The sequence below is a fragment of the Curtobacterium sp. UCD-KPL2560 genome (assembly GCF_001705035.1).
Taxonomy (GTDB): domain Bacteria; phylum Actinomycetota; class Actinomycetes; order Actinomycetales; family Microbacteriaceae; genus Curtobacterium.
Window position 1 is genome coordinate 49,065 of the sequence record NZ_MCIG01000003.1, and the last position, 22,392, is coordinate 71,456.

Below are 22,392 nucleotides of genomic sequence, written 5' to 3' on the forward strand. Positions count from 1 at the left end.
TGCGCGGATGCCGTTCATCCGCTCCACGCGCAGTGCACGCCCCCTCGACCCCGCCGTCGAGGCCGTCCCGGCGGGCATGCGCATCGCGGGCGCCTTCTCGTGGCGGTTCCTCGTCGTGCTCGCCGCGCTGGCCGTCGTCGTCGCGTTCGTGGTGCTCCTGCAGGACATCGTCGTGCCGTTCTGCATCGGGCTGCTGCTCTGCGCGTTGCTCGCGCCGATGTCAGCGTTCCTGCAGCGGCACCGGTGGCCGAAGTGGCTCGCGGTGCTCTCGTGCTTCCTCGCGGTCGCCGTCGTGATCGCCGTCCTCGCGCTCGTCGTCACCGCGCAGATCCGGTACGACCTGCCGTCGCTCGAGCGTCGACTGCACCACACCGCGGACTCGCTCCAGTCGCTGCTGAACACCGAGCCGTTCGGCATCACGTCGTCGCAGGTCGACAAGTGGATCTCGCAGGGCACCGACTTCATCGAGAAGCACGCCTCGTCGATCCTCTCCGGGTTCCAGGCCGCGGGACTCGGCGTCGTGCACGCGCTCGAGGGGCTGTTCATCGTGGTCTTCACGACGCTGTTCGTGCTCATCGACGGGAAGCGCATCTGGGCGTGGGTCGTCCGGCTGTTCCCCCGTCGCGCCCGTGCCCGCATCGACGTGGCCGGGAACGCCGGGTGGAAGACCCTGACGAGCTTCATCCGCGTGCAGCTCGTGGTCGCGGTCACGGACGCGCTCGGCATCGTGATCGGTGCGCTCGCCCTGCAGCTCCCGCTCGCGATCCCGATCGGTGTCGTGGTGTTCCTCGGTGCGTTCGTCCCCGTCGTCGGTGCGATCGTCGGCGGCACGGTGGCCGTCGTGATCGCGCTCGTCTTCAGCGGCTGGGTGCCGGCGCTGGTGATGCTCGGCATCGTCGTGGTCGTGCAGCAGCTGGAGAGCCACGTCCTGCACCCGTTCCTCACCGGCAGCGCCGTGAAGGTGCACCCGCTCGGCGTCGTGCTCGGCGTGACCGCGGGCACGACCATCGCCGGCGTGGTCGGCGCGTTCTTCGCGGTGCCGTTCATCGCCACCGTGAACGCGATGGTCACCGCCGCGGCCGCGTGGAAGCCCGACGGCGCCGGGCTGGACGGCACCGGCTCGGTCGGCGCGGGGTCGGACGGCGCCGGCTCGGACGGCACCGGCTCGGACGGCACCGGGCCGGACGGCGCGGTGCTCCCCGGCGGGGCGTCGTCGGACTCAGCGGCGGGGGCGGCCGATCACGGCGGGGTCCAGTCGTAGCCGTCGACCCACCAGCAGTAGTACAACCAGGTCCACTGCAGCCCGAGGCAGACCGCCACGAGGAGGACCCGGTACACCCGCGACCGCGGCAGCGCGACGATCCCGAGCAGGGGCGCGATCGGCAGCAGGATGCGCCACGTGCTCGACTGCGGGAAGAACACCGCGAGCAGGTAGACCAGGTACGCCACGGCCCACAGCCGCAGCTCCAGACCGATGCGCCGCGCGGCGGGCTGGAACACGAAGACCGCGAACCCGACGAGCACGAGCGCGAGCAGGACCCCGCCCACCGGCTGCCGGAACCACCAGCCGAAGCCCTGCACCCACGGCGCGAAGGGCACGAGGTCACCCCACCCGATGTACGACGACCGCCAGGCGAGCTCGGTGTCGGTGTACGCCTTCGGGACGCCGGTGACGGCCCAGGCGATCGCCGGCCACGCCAGCCCGACCAGGCCGGACACCACGGCAACGACGAGCGGTGGCAGCGCGCCCCGGACCGTCGGACGAGCGTCCTCGCGGACCCAGGCGGGACGGACGGCCCACACGACCACGAAGAGCCCGACCGCGAGCGCGAAGGCGAGTCCCGTGGGCCGCGTCATGCCGAGCAGGAGCACGACGGGCAGCATCGTCCACCAGCGCCGGTCGACCATGAGCAACAGCGCGACGACGAGCAGGAACAGGCCCATCGCCTCGGCGTAGGCGACCTGGAAGACCGCGGACACCGGGGCGACGCAGAACAGCACCGTCGCGAAGGTGGCCCGCGGGTCGTCGAGGAACCGGCCCACGAGCCGCCGGAAGACCAGGGCGGCACCCCATCCGGCGACGAGCGACACCGTGACCGCGACGGCCTCGAACGACGCACCGGTCAGGAGCATGAGCCCGCGGACCAGGAACGGGTACGCGGGCATGAACGCCCACGCGTTCTCCGTCACGTGGCCGACGGCGTCGACGGGCAGCACGGACGGGTAGCCGCCCGTCGCGATCACCCGGTACCAGGCACCGTCCCAGATGGACGCGAAGGACAGGTACGACGGGTGCGCGGGCGTGAACGAGTTGGCGGTCTGCACGCGCGCGAAGGCGAGCAGCATGGCGCCGGTGACGAGCCGGGCGGCGACGTAGACGACGGTGATGCGCACCCACCAGGGCACGGCGCGGTAGCGGGCACGCCAGCGCGCACTGCTCCGGGGTCCCGCGACGACCGGCGCGGGACCGGTGGTCACGCCGTCAGCCACCGCCGCAGACCGTCCTCGACCGCGGTGATCTGGTCGACGGGGACCTGCTCGTCGTCGTGGTGCGCGAAGACCGGCTCACCCGGGCCGTAGTTCACGGCGGGGACGCCGAGCGCCGAGAACCGGGCGACGTCCGTCCAGCCGTACTTCGGGCGCGGGGCCGGGCCGCCGACGGCCGCGACGAAGTCCTGGGCCAGCGGAGCGTCGAGTCCGGGGCGGGCGCCGGCGGCGAGGTCGACGATCTGCACGTCGTACCCGTCGAAGAGCTCCCGGATGTGCGCGACGGCCTCGTCGGCGCTGCGCGAGGGCGCGAAGCGGTAGTTGACGTGGACCATCGCCTCGTCGGGGATGACGTTGCCGGCGATGCCGCCAGAGATGCCGACCGCGTTGAGGCCCTCGCGGTACTCGAGCCCGTCCACCGTCACGGTCCGGGGCTCGTACGCGGCGAGCGTCGCGAGGATCGGCGCGGTCTTGTGGATCGCGTTGTCGCCGATCCAGCTCCGGGCGCTGTGCGAGCGCTTGCCGAACGTCCGGACCTCGGCCCGGAGGTTGCCGTTGCAGCCGCCCTCGATCTGGGCGCCCGAGGGCTCCCCCAGGATCGCGAAGTCGCCGGCGAGGAGTTCCGGTCGGGTGCGGGCGAGCCGACCGAGGCCGTTCAGGGAGTCGCTCACCTCCTCGTGGTCGTAGAAGACCCACGTGACGTCGACCGACGGTGCGACGAGGTCGTGCGCGAGCTTGAGCTGCACACCGACCCCGGCCTTCATGTCGACGGTGCCGCGGCCCCAGAGGATCTCGGTGCCGTCGTCGGTGGTGCGGAACTCGGTCGGCAGGTTGCCGTTCAGCGGCACGGTGTCGATGTGCCCGGCGATGACGACCCGGCGGTCGCGCCCGAGCTGCGTCCTGGCCACGATCGCGTCACCGTCGCGGACCACGTCGAGGTGCTCCAGCGGCGCGAGGGTCGCCTCGATCGCGTCGGCCAGGCGGCCTTCGTTCCCGGACACCGACTCGATGTCGCAGATGGCACGCGTGATGTCGATGGACGAGGCGGTGAGGTCGAGCAGCTCCGGCATGCGGGCAGCCTACCGGCCGAGCCCTGCCGGTCCCGTGGACGGTGGCGAACCTGTGGAGCACCGCAGGCCCCGCAGTCCGCGACGCCGGTGCCGTCCTCCGGACCGCCCGGACGGTCGCCCCTCGCGGGCGCTCGCTACCCTTGTCCGGTGACCGAGACGACCTCCACCGCGCAGCCCACCCACGCCTGGGGCCACGGCCTGGCGACGATCGCCGCCGACGGCACCACCCTCGACACCTGGTACCCGGAGACGCACCTCGGTGTCCTGCCCTCCGACGCCGCCGTCCCCGCCGACCTCCTCGCGCACGTGGGCGAGGACCCGCGCCGCGAGGTCCGCACCGAGGTCGTGACGACCGCCGTCGCCATCGACGACGCCCCGGCGAGCACGCCCGACGCGTACCTCCGACTGCACCTGCTCAGCCACCTGCACGTCCGCCCGAACACCGTCAACCTCGACGGCGTCTTCGCGCACCTGCCGATCGTCGCGTGGACGAACGCCGGACCGGTCCACCCCGACGCGCTCGTCCGGCTCCGCCCGGTGCTGCAGCGCGCGGGCATCGCGGTGCACGCGGTCGACAAGTTCCCCCGCCTGCTCGACTACGTGGTGCCCGAACGGGTCCGGATCGCCGACGCCTCGCGGGTCCGCCTCGGCGCGCACCTCGCCCCGGGCACGACCGTCATGCACGAGGGCTTCGTCAACTTCAACGCGGGCACCCTCGGTGACGCGATGGTCGAGGGCCGGATCAGCCAGGGCGTCGTCGTGGGGAACGGCACGGACATCGGTGGCGGGGCGTCGATCATGGGCACGCTGTCCGGCGGCGGCACGCACCGGGTGTCCCTCGGTGAGCGGGCCCTGCTCGGCGCGAACGCCGGTCTCGGGATCTCGCTCGGCGACGACTCCGTGGTCGAGGCGGGGCTCTACGTCACGGCCGGCACCAAGGTCGTGCTCGTCGGAGCCGCCCCGGCACCCGACGGGACCGCCCGCACCGTGAAGGCTGCCGAGCTCTCAGGCGTCCCGAACGTGCTGTTCCGCCGCAACTCGCTCACGGGCGCGGTCGAGGCCCTGCAGCGCAAGGGCGACGGCATCCAGCTCAACACCGCCCTGCACGCGTAGCCGCTCGGCATCCGCGCCTGGAACGGGGCGTGCCTGGCCGAATCGGGCGTACCTGGTCCATCGGAACGACCAGGTACGCCCGGTTCGACCGAGCATCCCACGCGCGCCGGGCGAGCATCCCACGCGGCACGGGAAGGAACGGCCGGGGCGCCGGACGGGAGGCGCGGTGCCAGCCCGCACCGCGCCTCCCGTCCGACGCCGCTCGCGTCGCCGAGCGGGCAGGACACGCCGCGCGCGCAGCGCCCAGCGGGCACGAGGCGTCAGCACGCAGCGCCGAGCGTGACAGAAGAGGCCCGCTCGCGGGACGCGAGCGGGCCTCTTCTGTCGGGAAGGCGGGCGCCGCGGCGTCAGCGCGCCGGCAGGTCCCGCTCCGGGTGCCCCACGTACAGCTGCTGCGGGCGCCCGATCTTGTTCTGCGGGTCGTTGTTCAGCTCACGCCACTGCGCGATCCAGCCGGGCAGCCGCCCGATGGCGAACAGCACGGTGAACATCCGCGGCGGGAAGCCCATCGCCCGGTAGATGATGCCGGTGTAGAAGTCGACGTTCGGGTAGAGCCGGCGGCTGACGAAGTACTCGTCCTCGAGCGCGATCTGCTCCAGCTCCATCGCGATGTCGAGCAGGTCGTCCTGCACGCCGAGCGACTGGAGCACCTCGTGCGCGGACTCCTTGACGAGCTTCGCGCGCGGGTCGTAGTTCTTGTAGACGCGGTGCCCGAAGCCCATGAGCTTCACCCCGCGCTCCTTGTTCTTCACCCGCTCGACGAAGCGTGACACCGGCTCGCCCGAGTCCTTGATCTGCTGGAGCATCTCGAGCACGGCCTCGTTCGCGCCGCCGTGCAGCGGCCCGTACAGCGCGTTGATGCCCGCCGAGATCGACGCGAACATGTTGGCCTTCGTCGAGCCGACGAGCCGCACGGTCGAGGTCGAGGCGTTCTGCTCGTGGTCCTCGTGCAGGATGAGCAGCCGCTCGAGCGCCTTCGACAGCACCGGGTTCGGCACGTAGGTCTCGGCCATGGTGCCGAAGTTCAGGCGGAGGAAGTTGTCGACGAACGACAGCGAGTTGTCCGGGTACAGGAAGGCCTGCCCGATCGCCTTCTTGTGCGCGTACGCCGCGATGACGGGGAGCTTGGCGAGGAGCCGGACGGTCTGCAGCTCGACCTTCTCGGGGTCGTCGACGTCCATGTCGTCCTCGTAGTACGTCGACAGCGCACTGACCGCGCTGGACAGCACCGACATCGGGTGGGCCGAGTGCGGGAGCGCGTCGAACAGGCGACGGAGGTCCTCGTGCAGCAGCGTGTGGCGACGGATCCGCGCGTCGAACGACGCGAGCTCGTCGGCCGTGGGGAGCTCACCGTAGATGAGCAGCCAGGCGACCTCGAGGTACGTGCAGCCGGAGGCGACCTGGTCGATCGGGTACCCGCGGTACCGCAGGATGCCCTCGTCGCCGTCGATGTACGTGATGGCGCTGCGGGTGGCCCCGGTGTTGACGAAGCCGTAGTCGAGCGTGTTCAGCCCCGTCTGCTTCTTGAGCGACGAGATGTCGATCGCCGACGCTCCGTCGACGCTCGGCAGGATCGGGAACTCCGCCGTTCCCCCCGGGAACGTCAGCGTCGCGGTCTCCGTCGACTCGGCGGCGCCCGGGCTCACGGGGACAGGCGTGGTGGGCGGTGTGGCCGTCTTCTGAGCGTCGTTGGCAGTGTCAGTCACGACGACAGCCTAATCGCGGCGACTGTCGGTCGTGCACCACCCGGGACCCGGGATTTGGTGGGAACCGCGGATTGTGCACGGAACGCCCGGCGGTGCGGAGCCCGCGGACCGGCCGGGAGGCGCGGCCCACGCCCGTCAGGACGCGGACAGTCGCCGCGTGCTCGCCAGCCGCTGCGCGGCAGCCGCGATCCGGTCGTCGGTCGCCGTGAGCGCGATGCGCACGTGCTCCGCGCCCGCAGGACCGTAGAACGTGCCCGGGGCGACGAGGATGCCGCGGTCGGCGAGCCACCCGACCGTGTCGAGCGCGGGCTCACCGCGCGTGGCCCACAGGTACAGGCCGGCCTCGCTGTGGTCGATGCGGAAGCCCGCCTCGTCGAGTGCCCGTCGGAGCATGTTCCGGCGGTTCCGGTAGCGCGCCTTCTGCTGCTGCACGTGCGTCTCGTCGGCGAGGGCGACCACCATGGCCTGCTGCACGGGCAGCGGCGGCATCATCCCGGTGTGCTTCCGGACCGCCAGGACCTCGGCGAGCAGTGCGGCGTCCCCGGCGACGAACGCGGCACGGTAGCCCGCGAGGTTCGACTGCTTCGACAGCGAGTAGACGGCCAGGACGCCGTCGACCGAGTCGCCGACGACCCGCGGGTCGAGGATCGACGGGGTCGGGGCGGTGTCGTACGGCGGTTCCCACCCGAGTTCGGCGTAGCACTCGTCCCCGACCACGACGGCGCCGAGCTCGCGGGCCCGGGTGACCGCGGCGCGGAGCTGCTCGACCGACAGGACGCGGCCGTCGGGGTTGCCGGGCGAGTTCAGCCACACGAGCTTCGTCGTCGCCGGCCACGCGGCGGGGTCGTCGGACGCCAGTGCCTCGGCGCGGACGAGTGCGGCGCCGAGTTCGTAGGTCGGGTAGGCGGCCTCGGGGAACACCACGGCGTCGCCCGGGCCGATGCCGAGCCACAGCGCGAGCCCGGCGATGAACTCCTTCGAGCCGATCGTCGGCAGGACCTGCTCCGGCGTCAGGGTGATCCCCTGCCGGCGTCCGTACCAGTCGGCGATCGCCTCGCGCAGGGCCGGGGTGCCGGCGACCTGCGGGTACGCGTGCGCGTCGGTGGCCTCGGCGAGGGCCGTCCGCACCACCGCGGGCGTCGGGTCGACGGGTGAGCCGACGCTGAGGTCGACGATGCCGCCCTCGTACGCCGCGGCGCGCTGCTTGAACGGGACGAGCTGGTCCCAGGGGAAGTCGGGGAGGTCGAGCGCCACGTGCTGCCCCGGGCTCAGCCGCGCGGGGGCTCGGCGAGGACCACGGGGTGGTCCTTGTGGATCACGCCGACCTTGGCGGCGCCACCGGGCGAGCCGACCTCGTCGAAGAACTCGACGTTGGCCTTGTAGTAGTCGGCCCACTGGTCGGGCAGGTCGTCCTCGTAGTAGATCGCCTCGACGGGGCAGACGGGCTCGCAGGCCCCGCAGTCCACGCACTCGTCGGGGTGGATGTAGAGCGACCGGTCACCCTCGTAGATGCAGTCGACCGGGCATTCGTCGATGCAGGCGCGGTCCTTGACGTCGACACAGGGCTGGGCGATCACGTAGGTCACGGTGCGGGTGCTCCCTTCGGACTGAGCGAACCCGAGTCTACCCGCGGGCCGCCGGGGGCCCTGACCGCGCCGCTCGGAGTCCGGCCAGGTCCGGCCACGCGAGCGTGAACGCGGCGATGACCGCCGGCGCGAACGTCCACACGTAGCCGGCGAGGTTCTGCGGGACCAGGGGCGAGGACGGTCCGGCGACCGACGAGAGCACCTGGGTCGCGACCATGACCGCGATCCCGGCCGCGGCGACCATCGCCCGCGACCGGTAGAGCAGGCGCAGCCCGACGAGCAACCCGACCACCATGAGCGTCGTGATGACGGCGCCGACCGGGAACCCGCCGAGGGTCTGCTGGTGGGTCACGGTGCCGAGTGCACCCTCGACGAGTCCGAGCACCGCGGCGACGACCACCGCGGCGGCCTTCCCCTGCCCGGACATCTCGGCGAAGGTCTGCGGAGCCTGCGGCACGGGGTCGGCGTCGTGCCGGTACGCCTCGACCGCGGGGGCGTGCTGCCGCTCGCCGTGCGGCATCACCCAGCTGAGCGCGCGGGGGTGCTCCGGGTCGGCCGGGTCGACGGTGACCTGCGACCGGTACTGCTCGAGCGCCGCACGCACCTTCGCCCGCACGGGCAGGACGTCGACGGTCAGGTCGACCTCGGCGGACCCGGGGTCGACGATCATCGAGAACGGGACCTCCTCGGCACGGGCCGCGTACCGCGCCGCGTTGTGCACCCGCACGTGGTCGGGGTGCCCGTACCCGCCGTCGTCGGCGTAGCTCACGACCGCGTCGGCGCCCGTCGACCGGATGGCGGCACGCACGTCGTCGACGACCTCGCCGAGGTCGGCGGCGGTGAGCGAGTCGGCCGGTGCGTCGTCGGCCGCGACGGCGCGACCGTCCGGGCCCCACTGCATGCCCGAGTCGCTGTACCGCCGGTGCGGCAGGTCGGTCGGTCGGGCACCCGGTCCGCCGAGCCACAGGTGCGCCGGCCCGCCGAGGGCGGCGAGGGCCGCGGCGATCTCGGTCTCGCGGTGCGCGGCCACGCGGGCACCGTCGCCGACGATCGACGCGAGTTCGGGGACGAGCACCTCGCCCCGTTCCCCGCGCGTGGCGGTCAGGACGGTGACCTCGGCGCCGAGTTCGAGCAGCGTCGCGATGGTGCCGCCCGACACGAGGGTCTCGTCGTCGGGGTGGGCGTGCACGAAGAGGACGCGCTCGGGGCGCGTGGCGGAGACCTTGGACATCGTCCCCCAGGCTACTTCGCTAGCGCGGCGTCACGATGTACGTCGCCGTGACGCCGTCGCCGGTCTGTGAGAACGTCAGGACCACCCGGTACGCGTCGCCGCGGAACATGCCGAACGCGCTCGACGCGTCCGCCCGCTTCGCCGACTCGGTGTAGCCGGCGTCCGCGAGGCGTTGCGCGGCCACCGTGAAGTCGTCGACCGAGGCGACACGGACCTGCGCGACCCACCCGGACCCGTCGGGACCGGAACCGCCGCCGAGCACCGTGCCGTCGACGAGCGGGACCTGGGCGGTCGGGAACCCGTCGGGCACCTTGCCGTCCGAGGTGACGCCCGTGCCCTTGAGCGCCGTGTCGAGCGCGCCGTCGATGCCGCCGGCCACCGAGGACATGCCGTCCTGGATCGCCTTGCCGTCGATGCCCTGGACGGTCTCGCTCACGTTCGACGCGACGGAGGAGCCGAGGTCGGTCGCCTGCTGCACGGCGTCGGCGGAGCAGCCGGTCAGGCCGGCGAGGGCGATGCCCGCCGTGACGGCGGCGATCAGGGTCCGTGACGTTCGCATGCGGTCACCCTAGGACGACTGCCGGGAGGCCCGGCGTGCGTTCCCTGGGAAGCCGCCGGTCCGCCCCGTGGTCGCCACGCGCCGGCCGGGCGCGGACGCAGCGGTCGGTCAGGACAGGTGCGCGCGGGTCGCCGCCACGAGGGCGTCGACCCCGACCGGGATCGCCGTCTCGGCCTGCGGCGCGTAGAACGGCGAGTGGTTGCTCGGGACGTCGGCGCCGCTCCGGAACAGCTCGGGGTCGGTGATGCCCGTGAACCAGTACACGAGCGGCGCACCGGCGGCGGTGGCGAGCTGGCCGACGTCCTCCGACGCCATCGCCAGCCCGGTCTCGAGGTCGCGCGCGTCCGGGACCACCCCGTGCAGGGACGCGAGCACGCGTGCGGCGGCGTCGGCGTCGTTCACGGTGACCTCGGCGCCCGGGGCACGCTCGATCGTCGGGGCGGGCAGACCGCCGGCGTCGCTCTCGGCGCGCACGATCCGCTCGATCGAGGCGATGATGCGCTCGCGGGTCTCCTCGTTGCGGGCCCGGGTCGAGATCTCGATGACGGCCTGGTCCGGGATGATGTTCGGCCGGGTGCCGGCGTGGAAGCTGCCGACGGTGACCACCCCGGCGTCCGACGGGGACACCTCGCGCGAGACGACGGTCTGCAGACGCACGACGGCGCTGGCCGCGGTGACGATCGGGTCGAGGGACGCCTGCGGTGCCGAGCCGTGCGCGCCACGGCCGTTGAACGTGATCGTCAGGCGGTCGCTCGACGCCATCACCGGGCCGGAGCCGACCGCGACGACGCCCACCGGGGCCGGCGCGGAGTGCTGCCCGAGCACGACGTCGGGCGTCGGGAAGCGGTCGACGAGCCCGTCCTCGATCATGGCGCGGGCACCGGAGATGACCTCTTCTGCGGGCTGGAAGACCGCGACGACGGTGCCGTGCCAGTCCGCACGGGTGGCGACGAGCCGCTCGAGCGCGCCGAGCAGCCACGTCACGTGGATGTCGTGGCCGCAGGCGTGCATGGTCGGAACGTCGTTGCCCTCGTCGTCGCGACCGGTGTGCTCGCTCGCGTAGGCCAGCCCGGTGCGCTCCTGCACGGGCAGGCCGTCCATGTCGGCACGGAGCCAGACGACCGGGCCGTCACCGTTCGACAGCACGCCGACGACGCCCGTGCCGCCGACGCCCGTCGTGACCTCGAGCCCGCCGATCTCGGCGAGGCGGTCGGCCACGACGCCGGCCGTCCGGTGCTCCTGGAAGCCGAGCTCCGGGTGGGCGTGCAGGTCCTGGTACAGCGAGAGCAGATCGAGGGTCACCCGTCCACCGTAACCCCGGACACCGACGGCAGGACCACCGACGGCGACACCACCGGGGGCGGGGACGCCGACGGCCCGGCCACCTCGACGAGGTGACCGGGCCGTCGGACGGAGGGCGTGCCTCCCGGCTGCTGCCGTGTCGCTGACGCGACCTGCCGCTACGCGTCCTGGCGCTTGAGGCGGGCGTAGGCGCGCTGGCGTGCCTGCGCGTCGAGCTCGACCTTGCGGATGCGGACGGCGTCGGGGGTGACCTCGACGCACTCGTCCTCGCGCGCGAACTCCAGGCACTCCTCGAGGGAGAGCTGGCGCGACGGCGTCATCGACTCGAAGGAGTCGGCGTTCGCCGAACGCATGTTCGTGAGCTTCTTCTCCTTGGTGATGTTCACGTCCATGTCGTCGGCGCGCGAGTTCTCGCCGATGACCATGCCCTCGTAGACCTCCTCGGTCGGGTTGACGAAGAACGTCATCCGCTCCTGGAGGTTCGTGATGGCGAACGGCGTGACGACACCCGAGCGGTCGGACACGATCGAGCCGTTGATGCGGGTCTGGATCGGGCCGGCCCAGTCGTCGTAGCCGTGCGAGATCGCGTTGGCGATGCCGGTGCCGCGGGTCTCGGTGAGGAACGACGTGCGGAAGCCGATGAGACCACGCGACGGCACGATGAACTCCATGCGGATCCAGCCGGTGCCGTGGTTCGTCATGTTCTCCATGCGACCCTTGCGCGCGGCCATGAGCTGCGTGATCGCGCCGAGGTGCTCCTCCGGCGTGTCGATCGTCATGTGCTCGTAGGGCTCCTGGAGCTTGCCGTTCTCGTCACGACGCGTGACGACCTGCGGCTTGCCCACGGTGAGCTCGAAGCCCTCGCGGCGCATCTGCTCGACCAGGATGGCCAGCGCCAGCTCACCGCGGCCCTGCACCTCCCAGGCGTCCGGACGACCGATGTCGAGGACCTTGAGCGAGACGTTGCCGACGAGCTCGCGGTCGAGGCGCTCCTTGACCATGCGGGCGGTGAGCTTGTGGCCCTTCACCTTGCCGACGAGCGGGCTGGTGTTCGTGCCGATCGTCATCGAGATCGCCGGGTCGTCGACCGTGATGGTCGGCAGCGGGCGGACGTCCTCGGGGTCGCTCAGGGTCTCACCGATGGTGATGGTGTCGAAGCCGGCGACGGCGACGATGTCACCGGGGCCCGCGGACTCGGCCGGGTAGCGGTCGAGCGCCTTCGTGATGAGCAGCTCGGTGATGCGGGCGTTCGCGACGGTGCCGTCGTGCTTCACCCAGGCCACGGTCTGGCCCTTCTTCATCGTGCCGTGGAAGATGCGCAGCAGCGCGAGGCGGCCGAGGAACGGCGAGGCGTCGAGGTTCGTGACGTGCGCCTGCAGGGGGTGCTCGTCGTCGTACTTCGGGGCCGGGACGTGCTGCAGGATCGCCTCGAACAGCGGCTCGAGGTCGTCGTTGTCCGGCAGGGTGCCGTCCTCGGGCTTGTTGCGCGACGCGGCGCCGGCGCGACCGGAGGCGTAGACCACCGGCACGTCGAGGATCGCGTCGAGGTCGAGGTCGTCGACCTCGTCCGCGAGGTCCGACGCCAGGCCGAGCAGCAGGTCCTGCGACTCGGAGACGACCTCGTCGATGCGGGAGTCCGGGCGGTCCGTCTTGTTGACGAGCAGGATCACCGGGAGCTTGGCGGCGAGCGCCTTGCGGAGCACGAAGCGCGTCTGGGGCAGCGGGCCCTCGGACGCGTCGACGAGCAGCACGACACCGTCGACCATGGAGAGGCCGCGCTCGACCTCACCACCGAAGTCGGCGTGGCCGGGGGTGTCGATCACGTTGATCGTGATCGGGCCGCCGTCGCCGAACTCCTTCGCGTGCACCCCGTTGTAGAGCACCGAGGTGTTCTTCGCGAGGATGGTGATGCCCTTCTCGCGCTCGAGGTCGTTCGAGTCCATCATGCGGTCTTCGCCCTCGAAGTGGGCGTCGAACGAGTTGGTCTGCGTGAGCATCGCGTCGACGAGGGTGGTCTTGCCGTGGTCGACGTGTGCCACGATGGCGACGTTGCGCAGGTCGGACCGGGTGGCGAGCGCCATACAGGACATCCTTCAAGATCTTTTGGAGAGGGTCGGGGCTGCAGCCTTCCGGCGCCACACCCGCGGGCAGAACGCCCGACACGCCAGTCTACCGGTAGTTCGCAACTGTGAGGAGTACAGCGCATGAGCCGACGGCGAACGTGGGTCGAGATCACGATCGTCCTCATGCTCTCGCTGGGTGCCAGCGCGCTGTACTCGGTCCTGCAGATCATCGACGACCTGTCGCAGACGACCCCGCTCGGCGAGCAGTCCACGGCGCTCAACCAGTCGACCACGACCGTGCAGTACGTCGACCTCGCGCGGCAGCTCCTGGGCGTCGCGGTCGACCTCGCCCCGGTCGCGCTCGTGTGCTACCTCCTCTGGAGCACGACCCGGCCGCACCTGTCCCGACTCGGGATCGACCGGTTCCGTGTGCGCCCCGACCTCGGCGGCGCGGCGCTCATCGCACTCGGCATCGGGGTCCCCGGGCTCGCGCTCTACTTCACGGGCCGCGCGCTCGGCATCACGGTCGATGTGGACCCGGCGGCGCTCGACTCGTACTGGTGGACGGTCCCGGTCCTGCTGCTCTCGGCCGTCCGGTCCGGGCTGCAGGAGGAGGTCATCGTCGTCGGCTACCTGTACGAGCGGCTCGGCGGGCTCGGCTGGGGTCGCTGGCAGGTCGTGCTGTCGACGGCGGTCCTGCGCGGGAGCTACCACCTGTACCAGGGCTTCGGTGCGTTCGTGGGGAACGCGGTGATGGGCGTGGTGTTCGGGTGGATCTACACACGGTGGGGGCGGCTGCTCCCCCTGGTCATCACGCACTGCCTGCTCGACGCCGCGGTGTTCGTCGGGTACCCGTACGTCGCGCACGCGTTCCCGCAGCTGTTCCGGTAGCGCCGGCCGGCCTGCGCGGCCAGCGTCCGGGGATGGAGCAGGAACCGTCGGGTGGGCGGACGGGACCCGACGGGTGCTGCTCCATCCGTGCGGTGGACGGGACCGCGGGACGGACGGGAGGCGCGGTGCGGGCCCGCACCGCGCCTCCCGTCCGTCCGTGGGTCGCGACCGCCCGTGGGTCGCGTCCGGTGGGTCAGGCCACGAGCTGCGGGACCTTCTCGGGGTAGTGGCACGCCGCGCGGTGGTCGACGGCCTCGCCGCGGCGCGGCTCCTTGTCCGGGACCTCGTCGCGGCACCGGGCCTGCTCGGCCTCGGGCAGCATCGCGTAGAGCGGGCAGCGCGACCGGAACCGGCAGCCCGTCGGACGCTCGGTCGGGCTCGGCGGGTCACCGGGCAGCAGGATGGTCCGCCGCGCGCGCTCGACCGCGGGGTCCGGCACCGGCACCGCCGACATGAGCGCCGCCGTGTACGGGTGCATCGGCCGCTCGAAGACCTCGTCGACGGATCCTTCCTCGACCGTGCGGCCGAGGTACATCACGCTGACGCGGTCGGCCACGTGCCGGATCACCGACAGGTCGTGCGACACGAACAGGTACGACAGCCCGAGCCGCGCCTTGAGGTCGGCGAGCAGGTTGAGCACGCCCGCCTGGATCGAGACGTCCAGCGCGGAGACCGGCTCGTCGAGCACGATGAGCTCCGGCTCGGTGGCGAGTGCCCGCGCGATCGAGATGCGCTGCCGCTGGCCGCCCGAGAACTCGTGCGGGAAGCGATCAGCCTCGGCGGCGCGCAGGCCGACCAGCCCGAGGAGCTCGGGCACCCGTGCGGCGATGCGGTCGGCGGACGCCCCGACCGCGCGGAGCGGCTCGGCGACGACGTCGTACACCGACATGCGCGGGTCGAGGCTCGCGGCCGGGTCCTGGAACACCATCGAGATGCGCTGCCGGAGCTGCTTCGACGCGACCACGGGCTGCCCGAACAGCTCGACGGTGCCGTGCTCGGGTCGTTCGAGGTCCATGAGCTGGTGCAGCGTCGTCGACTTGCCCGACCCGGACTCCCCCACGAGGCCGAGCGTCTCGCCCTGCCGGATGTCGAGGTCCACCCCGTCGACCGCGAAGACCTCGCCGACCTTCCGCTTGAACAACGCGCCCTTGAGCAGCGGGAACGTCTTCGTCAGGCCCTCGACCTGCACGACGGCGGGCCGGTCGGCCCGGTCGGTCGCGGTCCGTGCGGCGCCGGTGTCGACGGCCTCGGGCAGGTGGAAGATCGCACCGGCGTCCGCGTGGGCCGCCGCGACCTCGTCGGTCCGGTGGCATGCGACCGCGTGCGGAGCAGCCGTGTCGACGGGCTCCTCGCCGGGGACGCCGGCGGCCACGTCGACCGCGGCGAGCGGCGGCTCGGAACCCCGGCACACCGCGGCGGCGAGCGGGCAGCGGTCGGCGAACGGGCAGGCGTCGGTCAGACCGATCAGCGACGGCGGCGAGCCCGGGATCGGCACGAGCGGGTCGCCGCTCGACTCGTCGAGCCGGGGCAGCGCGCCGATGAGCCCGATCGTGTACGGCATCCGGGGCCGCGCGAAGAGCTCCTCGGCCGTGGCGGTCTCGACGATGCGTCCGGCGTACATCACGGCGATGCGGTCGGCGATCCCGGCGATGACGCCGAGGTCGTGACTGACGAAGACGAGCGCCGCGCCGGTCTCGCGCTGGGCGGTCCGGAGCACGTCGATGATCTGCGCCTGGATCGTCACGTCGAGGGCGGTCGTCGGCTCGTCGGCGAGGATGACGTCGGGGTCGTTCGCCATCGCCATCGCGATCATCGCGCGCTGGCGCATGCCGCCCGAGAACTCGTGCGGGAAGGCGTCGACGCGCTGGTCGGCCTGCGGGATGCCGACGAGCCGGAGCAGCTCGATCGCACGGTCACGGGCCTCCTGCTTGGACGCCCCGCGGTGCAGACGGACGGTCTCGGCGATCTGCTCACCGATCGTGTAGACGGGCGTGAACGCCGACAGCGGGTCCTGGAAGACCATCGCGACCTTCGCGCCGCGGAGCCGGCTCATCTGCTTGTCGCTGCGGCCGAGGAGTTCCTCGCCCTCGAGCTCGATCGAGCCGGTGACCTTCGTGGTCTCCGGCAGCAGCCCGAGGATCGCCATGCTCGTGACGGACTTGCCCGAGCCGGACTCCCCCACGATGCCGAGGACCTCGCCCCGGCGCAGCTCGAGGTCGACACCGCGGACGGCGTGCACGACGCCGCGCGGGGTCGGGAAGCGGACGTCGAGGTCGCGGACCCGGAGGACCGTGTCGGTGGTGGTCGTGGTGGTGCTCATGCGCCGGCCCCCGCCTGCGTGGTGATCGTCGCCGCGTCGACCGCGGCCTGGTTCTGGTCCCGCTTGCGGCCCGTGCGCTTCTGCCGCTTGCCGGTCGCCGAGGTCGGGTCGAGGGCGTCGCGCAGGCCGTCGCCGAGCAGGTTCGCCGCGATCGCGAAGACCACGAGCGCGCCGGCGGCGAAGAAGAACAGCCACGGGCTGGTCAGTGCTGCGTCCTGGTTCTGCGCGATGAGCGTGCCGAGCGAGACGTCCGGCGGCTGCACGCCGAAGCCGAAGTAGCTCAGGCTCGTCTCGGACAGCACCGCGGCGCCGACCTGGATCGTCCCGTCGATGATGAGGAACGACGCGACGTTCGGCAGGATGTGCCGGAAGATGATCCGGAACGGACCGATGCCCATGTAGCGGGCTGCCCGGACGAACTCGCGCTCCTTCACCGACAGGGTCATCGACCGGACCACCCTGGCGGTGATCATCCATCCGAAGCCGGCGATGAGCACGACGAGCACGATCCACCCGGCGTTCTGGATGCGCGGGCTGATGATCGCGATGATGAGGAACGACGGCAGCACGAGCAGCATGTCGACGAAGAACATCACGATGCGGTCGGTCCAGCCTCCGAAGTAGCCTGCGGCTGCTCCGGCGAGCGCGGCGATGGCGGTCGAGAACACCGCGACGAGCAGGCCGATGAGCAGGCTCTTCTGCATGCCCCGGGCGGTCTGCGCGAAGACGTCCTGCCCGATGCCGTTGGTCCCGAACCAGTGGGCGCCGCTCGGCGGCTGCGAGAACGCGGTGTAGTCGATCTGGGCGTAGCCGTAGGGGCTCACCAGCGGACCGATGAACGCGAAGGCGAAGAGCAGCACGATCACGACGGCGCCGACGCCGGCACCGCGGTTCATGAAGACGCGGGCGATCGTCTGCGCCAAGCGGCTGCGCTGCTTGCGGCCGGGCTCCGGGGTGCCGGGGAGGGGCGTGTCCGCACGTCCGACGGTCGTCCCGTCGACGGGCTCGATGCGGGTGTCGGTCATGTCAGTTCCTCCGGACGCGCGGGTCGAGGACAGCCGTGAGGGTGTCGGCCAGGAACCCGGCGATGAGCACCATCACCGAGGCGAACAGCGAGTAGGCCGTGACGGCGTTGACGTCGTTGTTGTTCACCGAGTCGATGAACCACGCCCCGAGACCGTTCCACCCGAAGATCTTCTCGGTGAAGATCGCGCCGGTCAGGATGCCGAGGAAGCCGTACGCGAACAGTGTCGTCATCGGCAACAACGCCGTCCGGAGCCCGTGCTTGAAGGTCGCCTGGCGCTTCGTCAGGCCCTTCGCCCGCGCGGTGCGGAGGAAGTCCGACCCGAGGACGTCGAGCATCGTCGCGCGCTGGTACCGGCTGTAGATCGCGATGAGGCCGAGTGCGATCGAGATCGTCGGCAGCAGCAGGTGCACGCCGCGGTCGAGGAGGAGCTCGGCCCAGCTCCCGGACAGCCCGGGCGTCGCCTCACCGGTGAAGTTGATGATCTGCGTCCCGGTGTCCTGGTTGAGCTTCGTCGCTCCGATCTTCAGGAACACCGCCGTCAGGAACACGGGCGTCGAGATGAGGACGATCGACACGACCGCGCTCACCCGGTCGGACACCCGGTACTGCCGGATCGCGTTCCAGACCCCGAGGAGCACCCCGAGCAGGATGCCGACGATCGTGCCCACGAGCAGCAGCCGCAGGCTCACCCCGAGTCGCGGCCAGAACTGGTCGGCGACGGGACGGTCCTGGATCGTCTGACCGAGGTTGCCCTGCACGGCGTCGCCGAGCCAGTGTCCGTAGCGGACCACGATCGGCGTCTTGTCGTTCACGCCGATGTCGTCGAGCTTCCGGTCGATGGTCGCAGCGGGCGGGGCCGGGTTGCGTTCGGCGTAGACGGAACGGGGGCTGAACGTCGCCGACGAGAGGAAGTACGTCAACGATGTGGCGAGGAACACGAGCACGACGTAGTACACGAGTCGACGCGCCAGGAAGCGGGTCATGCGGAACACCATACGACCCCGATTGTTTCGGGCAGATGTCGTGCACCGACCCGCCGCGTAACGAATTGGCATGTGCAACAGAACCGGTCGACCACCCCCGCCCAGGGGTCGTACAGTGATCCCCAACTTCACGAGGGGAAGAACATGAAGCACAGGAACGTCCTCGCGTTGACGGCGGCACTCGCCGGCTTCGCGCTCGTCGCCACCGGTTGCTCGAGCGGATCCAACGGTGGGTCCGGCGGCGCCTCGGACGACTCGGGCAAGAAGACGCTGCCCACCACGGCGCAGATCAACGAGCACCCCGTCTCCGACCTGGAGCAGGGCGGCACACTGCGACTCCCGATCTCGCAGTGGATCACCCAGTGGAACTACAACCAGGTCGACGGCGCACTGGTCGACGCGGCGACGATCGAACAGGCGACGATGCCGTTCGTGTACACGATCGACGGCAAGGGCGCCCCCGAACTCGACACCGACTACGTCTCGAAGGCCGAGGCCACGAGCGACGACCCGCTCACGATCGAGTACACGATCAACCCGGACGCGAAGTGGAACGACGGTTCCGCGATCACGTGGAAGGACTTCGAGAACGAGTGGAAGGCCCTGAACGGGTCGAACAAGGAGTACCTCGTCGGCTCGACCACGGGCTACGAGGACATCGCATCGGTGTCCCAGGGCTCGGACGAGCGTGACGTGAAGGTCGTGTTCTCCAAGCCCTTCTCCGACTGGAAGTCGCTGTTCAGCCCGCTCTACCCGGCCAGCCAGACGGACACCCCGGAGAAGTTCAACGAGGCGTACAAGGGCAACGTCCCCGTGTCGTCCGGTCCGTACAAGGTCGGGAAGCTCGACGAGACCGCCCAGACCGTGACGATCGTGCCGGACAGCAACTGGTGGGGCGAGAAGCCGAAGCTGGACCAGGTCATCTTCCGCGCGCTCGACGGCAACGCCGACGTGGATGCCTACCTGAACAAGGAGATCGACTCGGTCCTGACGACGACGTCCGAGCGGTTCGACCGCGTCAAGGACGCGAAGGACTCGAAGATCTACGCGTCCACCTCAGCGCAGTACACGCACGTCGACTTCTCGTCGAAGGGCATCCTGAAGGACAAGCAGCTCCGACTCGCGATCCAGCACTCCGTCAACCGCGAGGCACTGGCGCAGGTCATCGGCGGGACCCTCCCCTACAAGCTCGGCACGCTCGACAACCACCTGTTCCTGTCGACGGACGACGGCTACCAGTCGAACACCGACCCGAACGGGACCTTCGACGTCGAGAAGGCGAAGAAGATCCTCGACGACGACGGGTGGAAGACCGACGGCACCTACCGCAAGAAGGACGGCAAGACCCTCTCGCTGTCGATCACGATCCCGTCGGGCGCGACGTCGTCGCAGAAGCTCTCCGAGGTCATGCAGCAGCAGCTCAAGGACGTCGGCATCCAGCTGAAGCTCAAGTCGGTGGCGGTCGACGACTTCTTCGAGCAGTACGTCACGCCGGGCAACTACGACATGACGATCTTCGTCTGGGGCGGCACCGGCTTCCACTCGAGCAGCGCATCGATCTACACGACCGGCGACACCGGCCAGAACTACGGCCGCATCGGTGACTCCACCATCGACGCGCTCGTGAAGAAGGCCATCGCCGAGCCGGACACCACCAAGGCCAACAAGATCTGGAACCAGATCGACGAGAAGGTCTGGGCGATCGGGCACTCCATGCCGATCACCGCCAAGCCCGCACTCGTGGCCCAGAACCCGAAGCTCGCCAACTACGGCGCGTTCGCGGGGGCCCAGAACATCGACTGGACCAAGGTCGGCTTCACCAAGTAACACCGCACGAGCGACAGCGCTCGCGCAACACCGCACCACCCCTCGACGGGCCCGGACGCACCCCGCGTCCGGGCCCGTCCCACGTCCGCGGCCGCGCGTCGTCCCCGCGCGGCGCACCGTGCCCCTACGGTGAGCGCATGAGCATCCCCGAGGTCGGCGACCGGGCACCCGACTTCACCCTCCCCGGCACGACCCTGCTTGCCGGCACCCGGATCGACGGGGAGTACGCCCTCGCCGCCGCGATCGGGCGACCGGTCGTGCTCGCCTTCTACCCCGGTGACGCCACCCCGCGGTGCACCGCGCAGCTGTGCTCGTACCAGGAGGAACTCGACGACTTCGTCGAGCTCGGTGCCGTGGTGTGGGGCATCAGCCCGCAGGCGCTCGACTCCCACGAGGCGTTCGCCCGCGGTGCCTCGCTGACGTTCCCGCTCCTCAGCGACACCTCGGGCGACGTCGTCCGCGCCTACGGCGTGCAGGCGCCCGGGATCGGTCTGCGCCGGTCGGTGTTCGTGGTCGACGCGGACGGCGTGGTGCGCTGGCGGCACGTCGGGCTGGTCGGGCTCCGCTTCCCTCGTGCCGCGACCATCCGCGAGCAGGTCGAACAGCTCGTCGGCTGACCCGGGGCGCCCGGAGAACGACCCTTCCTGAAGGTTCTGCGTCGACCGTTGACACCCGGACGGGGGTGCGCGGAACATGGTCTGCACGAACCGACCACGAGGGTCAGCCTCCCCGGGGAACCAGGTCGTCCGAGGGTACGCGCCGGTGTGTCACATCCGCTCCCCGGACGTCCCCGGGGAGGCACTCACGGGCACCCCGAGCGGAGCGCACCCGCCGCAGCGGTCCCGCCGCTGCGCTCCCGTACGATGACGCGGTGACCACGATCATCGCCCCCGGCATGCGGCAGCTCGCGATCGTCCTCTGGGTCGTCGCGGTCGTGCTCGTCCCGCTCGCGCTGGTCACCGGCGACCACCCCTGGCTCGCCCCCGTCCCGAGCCTGTTCATCGCGCTCGTCGCCTGGGCCGTGCTCTGGCGTCCGCGGTTCGAGCTCCGCCCGGACACACTGGTCGTCGTCGACGTGCGCCGGACGAGCACCTACGCCTGGCCGCGCGTGCAGGAGGTCCGGACGAAGTACGGCATCGAGGTCGTGTCGAGCGAGGGCGTGCGGCGGACCTGGCTGGCGACCCGGCCCACGGCCCGGCTCGCGGTCCGGCACGACGGTCGGCCGGGAGGCGCGACACCGGTGGACGTCGAGGCTGCGGCTGCCGAGGTGCGCGCGCTGGTCCCGGCCGTGGTCGCCAAGGACGGCCCACCCCCGGCGACCGTCGTCGCGCAGCCGATCACGCACCGGGCGCACGGGTGGTCGGTGCTCGCGATGATCGTGCTCGGTGTGGCCGCCTCGATGGCGGCCGCGCAGCTCTGACGTCCGCGTCGGGACTCCCCCGGCGGGGCCGACCGGGGTCGCTGGACCGGGACGCGCGGGGCGGAGCCGCCACGTGCCTCCCGTCCGGTGACCACCGGGCGTGACGGGCACGACCGAGGCGCCGCGCGCCTCCAGGCCGGTCCCCCACCGGGCGTGACGGTCAAGTCGGAGCCGCCGCGCGCCTCCCGACCGATCCCGCCACCGGGCGTGACGGGCACGACCGAGCCGACGCGCCTGCAGGCCGACCGCGCCGTCAGGCGAGCGCGGTCACCGTCGCGGTCACGATCGACACCACGAGCAGGCCGCCGACGACCGCGCCGAGCACGACCGGCACGCGGTCCCAGGTCGTCTCGACCGGAGCGTCCGGACCGACCGATCCGGCGACCCTCCGTGGCTCCGCGAGGCGGTCGAGCAGCGGCCGCACCGCCGGTGCGTCCGCCGGTCCCCCGGCGCCGGGACGACGGCGGGGCAGCGCGGGTCCACCGCGGCAGGTGACCGTCCGCCCGTCGACCGTGTCGACGAGGACCTGCCAGCGCTGTCGGACCGCCCGGACCGCCGGCCACGGCACACGGGTCGTCCGGAGCGGGTTCACGACCGTGACCGCGTCGTCGTCGAACCGGATGCACGGCCGGACCGTGGCGACCCAGGTGACCCACACGGCGGCCGCGACGGGACCGAGGGCGACGAGGACCACGTCCCAGCTCCCGCGCGCCGCGGCGTCGGCCAGCAGGAGCACCCCCAGCACCACGACGAGGCCGGACGCCACCGCACCTCCGCGACCAGCGCGGAGGACGACGGGACGTCCGG

General features: G+C 71.6%; 19 protein-coding genes. 6 read left to right on the forward strand and 13 right to left on the reverse strand.

The annotated features are described in order from the left end of the window. Positions 1-7: 7 nt before the first annotated feature. Positions 8-1,261 (forward strand): AI-2E family transporter, encoded by a 1,254-nt coding sequence (locus BEP24_RS01810; protein ID WP_065959665.1) that lies wholly within the window; start codon positions 8-10, stop codon positions 1,259-1,261. Here the strand turns inward: BEP24_RS01810 and BEP24_RS01815 are convergent. Both BEP24_RS01815 and dapE read right to left on the reverse strand, forming a co-directional pair. Then, entirely contained in the window at positions 1,240-2,478 is a 1,239-nt protein-coding gene (locus BEP24_RS01815) for a hypothetical protein (protein ID WP_065959765.1), read from the reverse strand. The genes BEP24_RS01810 and BEP24_RS01815 overlap by 22 nt on opposite strands. Next, positions 2,475-3,557 (reverse strand): succinyl-diaminopimelate desuccinylase, encoded by a 1,083-nt coding sequence (gene dapE, locus BEP24_RS01820; protein ID WP_065959667.1) that lies wholly within the window; start codon positions 3,555-3,557, stop codon positions 2,475-2,477. The genes BEP24_RS01815 and dapE overlap by 4 nt, the downstream gene beginning before the upstream one ends. A gap of 147 nt (positions 3,558-3,704) precedes the next feature. On the opposite strand from dapE, the gene dapD reads away from it, so the two are divergent. Then, a complete protein-coding gene (dapD, locus tag BEP24_RS01825; protein ID WP_065959669.1) occupies positions 3,705-4,670 on the forward strand; it encodes a 2,3,4,5-tetrahydropyridine-2,6-dicarboxylate N-succinyltransferase in 966 nt (321 codons plus the stop codon). Positions 4,671-5,017: 347 nt separating this feature from the next. Here the strand turns inward: dapD and BEP24_RS01830 are convergent, their stop codons facing one another. The 7 genes from BEP24_RS01830 to typA all read right to left on the reverse strand — a co-directional run bounded on the left by BEP24_RS01830 (position 5,018) and on the right by typA (position 13,135). Further along, entirely contained in the window at positions 5,018-6,316 is a 1,299-nt protein-coding gene (locus BEP24_RS01830; protein WP_083229989.1) for a citrate synthase, read from the reverse strand. A 195-nt stretch (positions 6,317-6,511) separates the two neighbouring features. Continuing rightward, positions 6,512-7,630, reverse strand: coding sequence for a succinyldiaminopimelate transaminase (gene dapC, locus BEP24_RS01835; protein ID WP_065959671.1), 1,119 nt, complete (start codon positions 7,628-7,630; stop codon positions 6,512-6,514). 14 nt (positions 7,631-7,644) lie between these two features. After that, complete coding sequence (gene fdxA / locus BEP24_RS01840) at positions 7,645-7,962, reverse strand: ferredoxin (protein WP_065959672.1); 318 nt, start codon at positions 7,960-7,962, stop codon at positions 7,645-7,647. Positions 7,963-7,999: 37 nt separating this feature from the next. Continuing rightward, positions 8,000-9,193 carry a PIG-L family deacetylase gene (locus tag BEP24_RS01845; RefSeq protein WP_065959675.1) on the reverse strand — a complete coding sequence of 398 codons (1,194 nt, stop codon included), beginning with the start codon at positions 9,191-9,193 and terminating at the stop codon, positions 8,000-8,002. 19 nt (positions 9,194-9,212) lie between these two features. Beyond that, positions 9,213-9,752, reverse strand: coding sequence for a hypothetical protein (locus BEP24_RS01850; protein ID WP_065959677.1), 540 nt, complete (start codon positions 9,750-9,752; stop codon positions 9,213-9,215). A gap of 108 nt (positions 9,753-9,860) precedes the next feature. Continuing rightward, the gene (locus tag BEP24_RS01855) at positions 9,861-11,054 is read right to left on the reverse strand and encodes an amidohydrolase (protein WP_065959678.1); all 1,194 of its coding nucleotides are present in this window, start codon (positions 11,052-11,054) and stop codon (positions 9,861-9,863) included. A 158-nt stretch (positions 11,055-11,212) separates the two neighbouring features. After that, positions 11,213-13,135: a translational GTPase TypA gene (gene typA / locus BEP24_RS01860; RefSeq protein ID WP_065959680.1), complete on the reverse strand. Its 1,923-nt coding sequence runs from the start codon at positions 13,133-13,135 to the stop codon at positions 11,213-11,215. A gap of 123 nt (positions 13,136-13,258) precedes the next feature. On the opposite strand from typA, the gene BEP24_RS01865 reads away from it, so the two are divergent. Beyond that, the gene (locus tag BEP24_RS01865; protein ID WP_065959681.1) at positions 13,259-14,008 is read left to right on the forward strand and encodes a CPBP family intramembrane glutamic endopeptidase; all 750 of its coding nucleotides are present in this window, start codon (positions 13,259-13,261) and stop codon (positions 14,006-14,008) included. A gap of 193 nt (positions 14,009-14,201) precedes the next feature. On the opposite strand, the gene BEP24_RS01870 is transcribed toward BEP24_RS01865, so the two are convergent. From BEP24_RS01870 to BEP24_RS01880, 3 genes are read right to left on the reverse strand one after another with little or no spacing between them, the layout of a single operon-like run. Beyond that, positions 14,202-16,328, reverse strand: coding sequence for an ABC transporter ATP-binding protein (locus tag BEP24_RS01870; RefSeq protein WP_065959683.1), 2,127 nt, complete (start codon positions 16,326-16,328; stop codon positions 14,202-14,204). Beyond that, positions 16,325-17,353, reverse strand: coding sequence for an ABC transporter permease (locus tag BEP24_RS01875; RefSeq protein ID WP_083229990.1), 1,029 nt, complete (start codon positions 17,351-17,353; stop codon positions 16,325-16,327). The genes BEP24_RS01870 and BEP24_RS01875 overlap by 4 nt, the downstream gene beginning before the upstream one ends. A 1-nt stretch (position 17,354) precedes the next feature. After that, positions 17,355-18,338: an ABC transporter permease gene (locus tag BEP24_RS01880; RefSeq protein WP_065959770.1), complete on the reverse strand. Its 984-nt coding sequence runs from the start codon at positions 18,336-18,338 to the stop codon at positions 17,355-17,357. 144 nt (positions 18,339-18,482) lie between these two features. Between BEP24_RS01880 and BEP24_RS01885 the strand changes: the two genes are divergently transcribed. The 3 genes from BEP24_RS01885 to BEP24_RS01895 all read left to right on the forward strand — a co-directional run bounded on the left by BEP24_RS01885 (position 18,483) and on the right by BEP24_RS01895 (position 21,585). Further along, entirely contained in the window at positions 18,483-20,165 is a 1,683-nt protein-coding gene (locus BEP24_RS01885) for an ABC transporter family substrate-binding protein (RefSeq protein WP_065959685.1), read from the forward strand. Positions 20,166-20,302: 137 nt separating this feature from the next. After that, positions 20,303-20,782: a peroxiredoxin gene (locus BEP24_RS01890; protein WP_065959686.1), complete on the forward strand. Its 480-nt coding sequence runs from the start codon at positions 20,303-20,305 to the stop codon at positions 20,780-20,782. Between the two features lie 254 nt (positions 20,783-21,036). Further along, a complete protein-coding gene (locus tag BEP24_RS01895; protein WP_065959687.1) occupies positions 21,037-21,585 on the forward strand; it encodes a hypothetical protein in 549 nt (182 codons plus the stop codon). Positions 21,586-21,838: 253 nt separating this feature from the next. On the opposite strand, the gene BEP24_RS01900 is transcribed toward BEP24_RS01895, so the two are convergent. Continuing rightward, positions 21,839-22,351 (reverse strand): PH domain-containing protein, encoded by a 513-nt coding sequence (locus tag BEP24_RS01900; protein ID WP_065959689.1) that lies wholly within the window; start codon positions 22,349-22,351, stop codon positions 21,839-21,841. Positions 22,352-22,392: the final 41 nt, after the last annotated feature.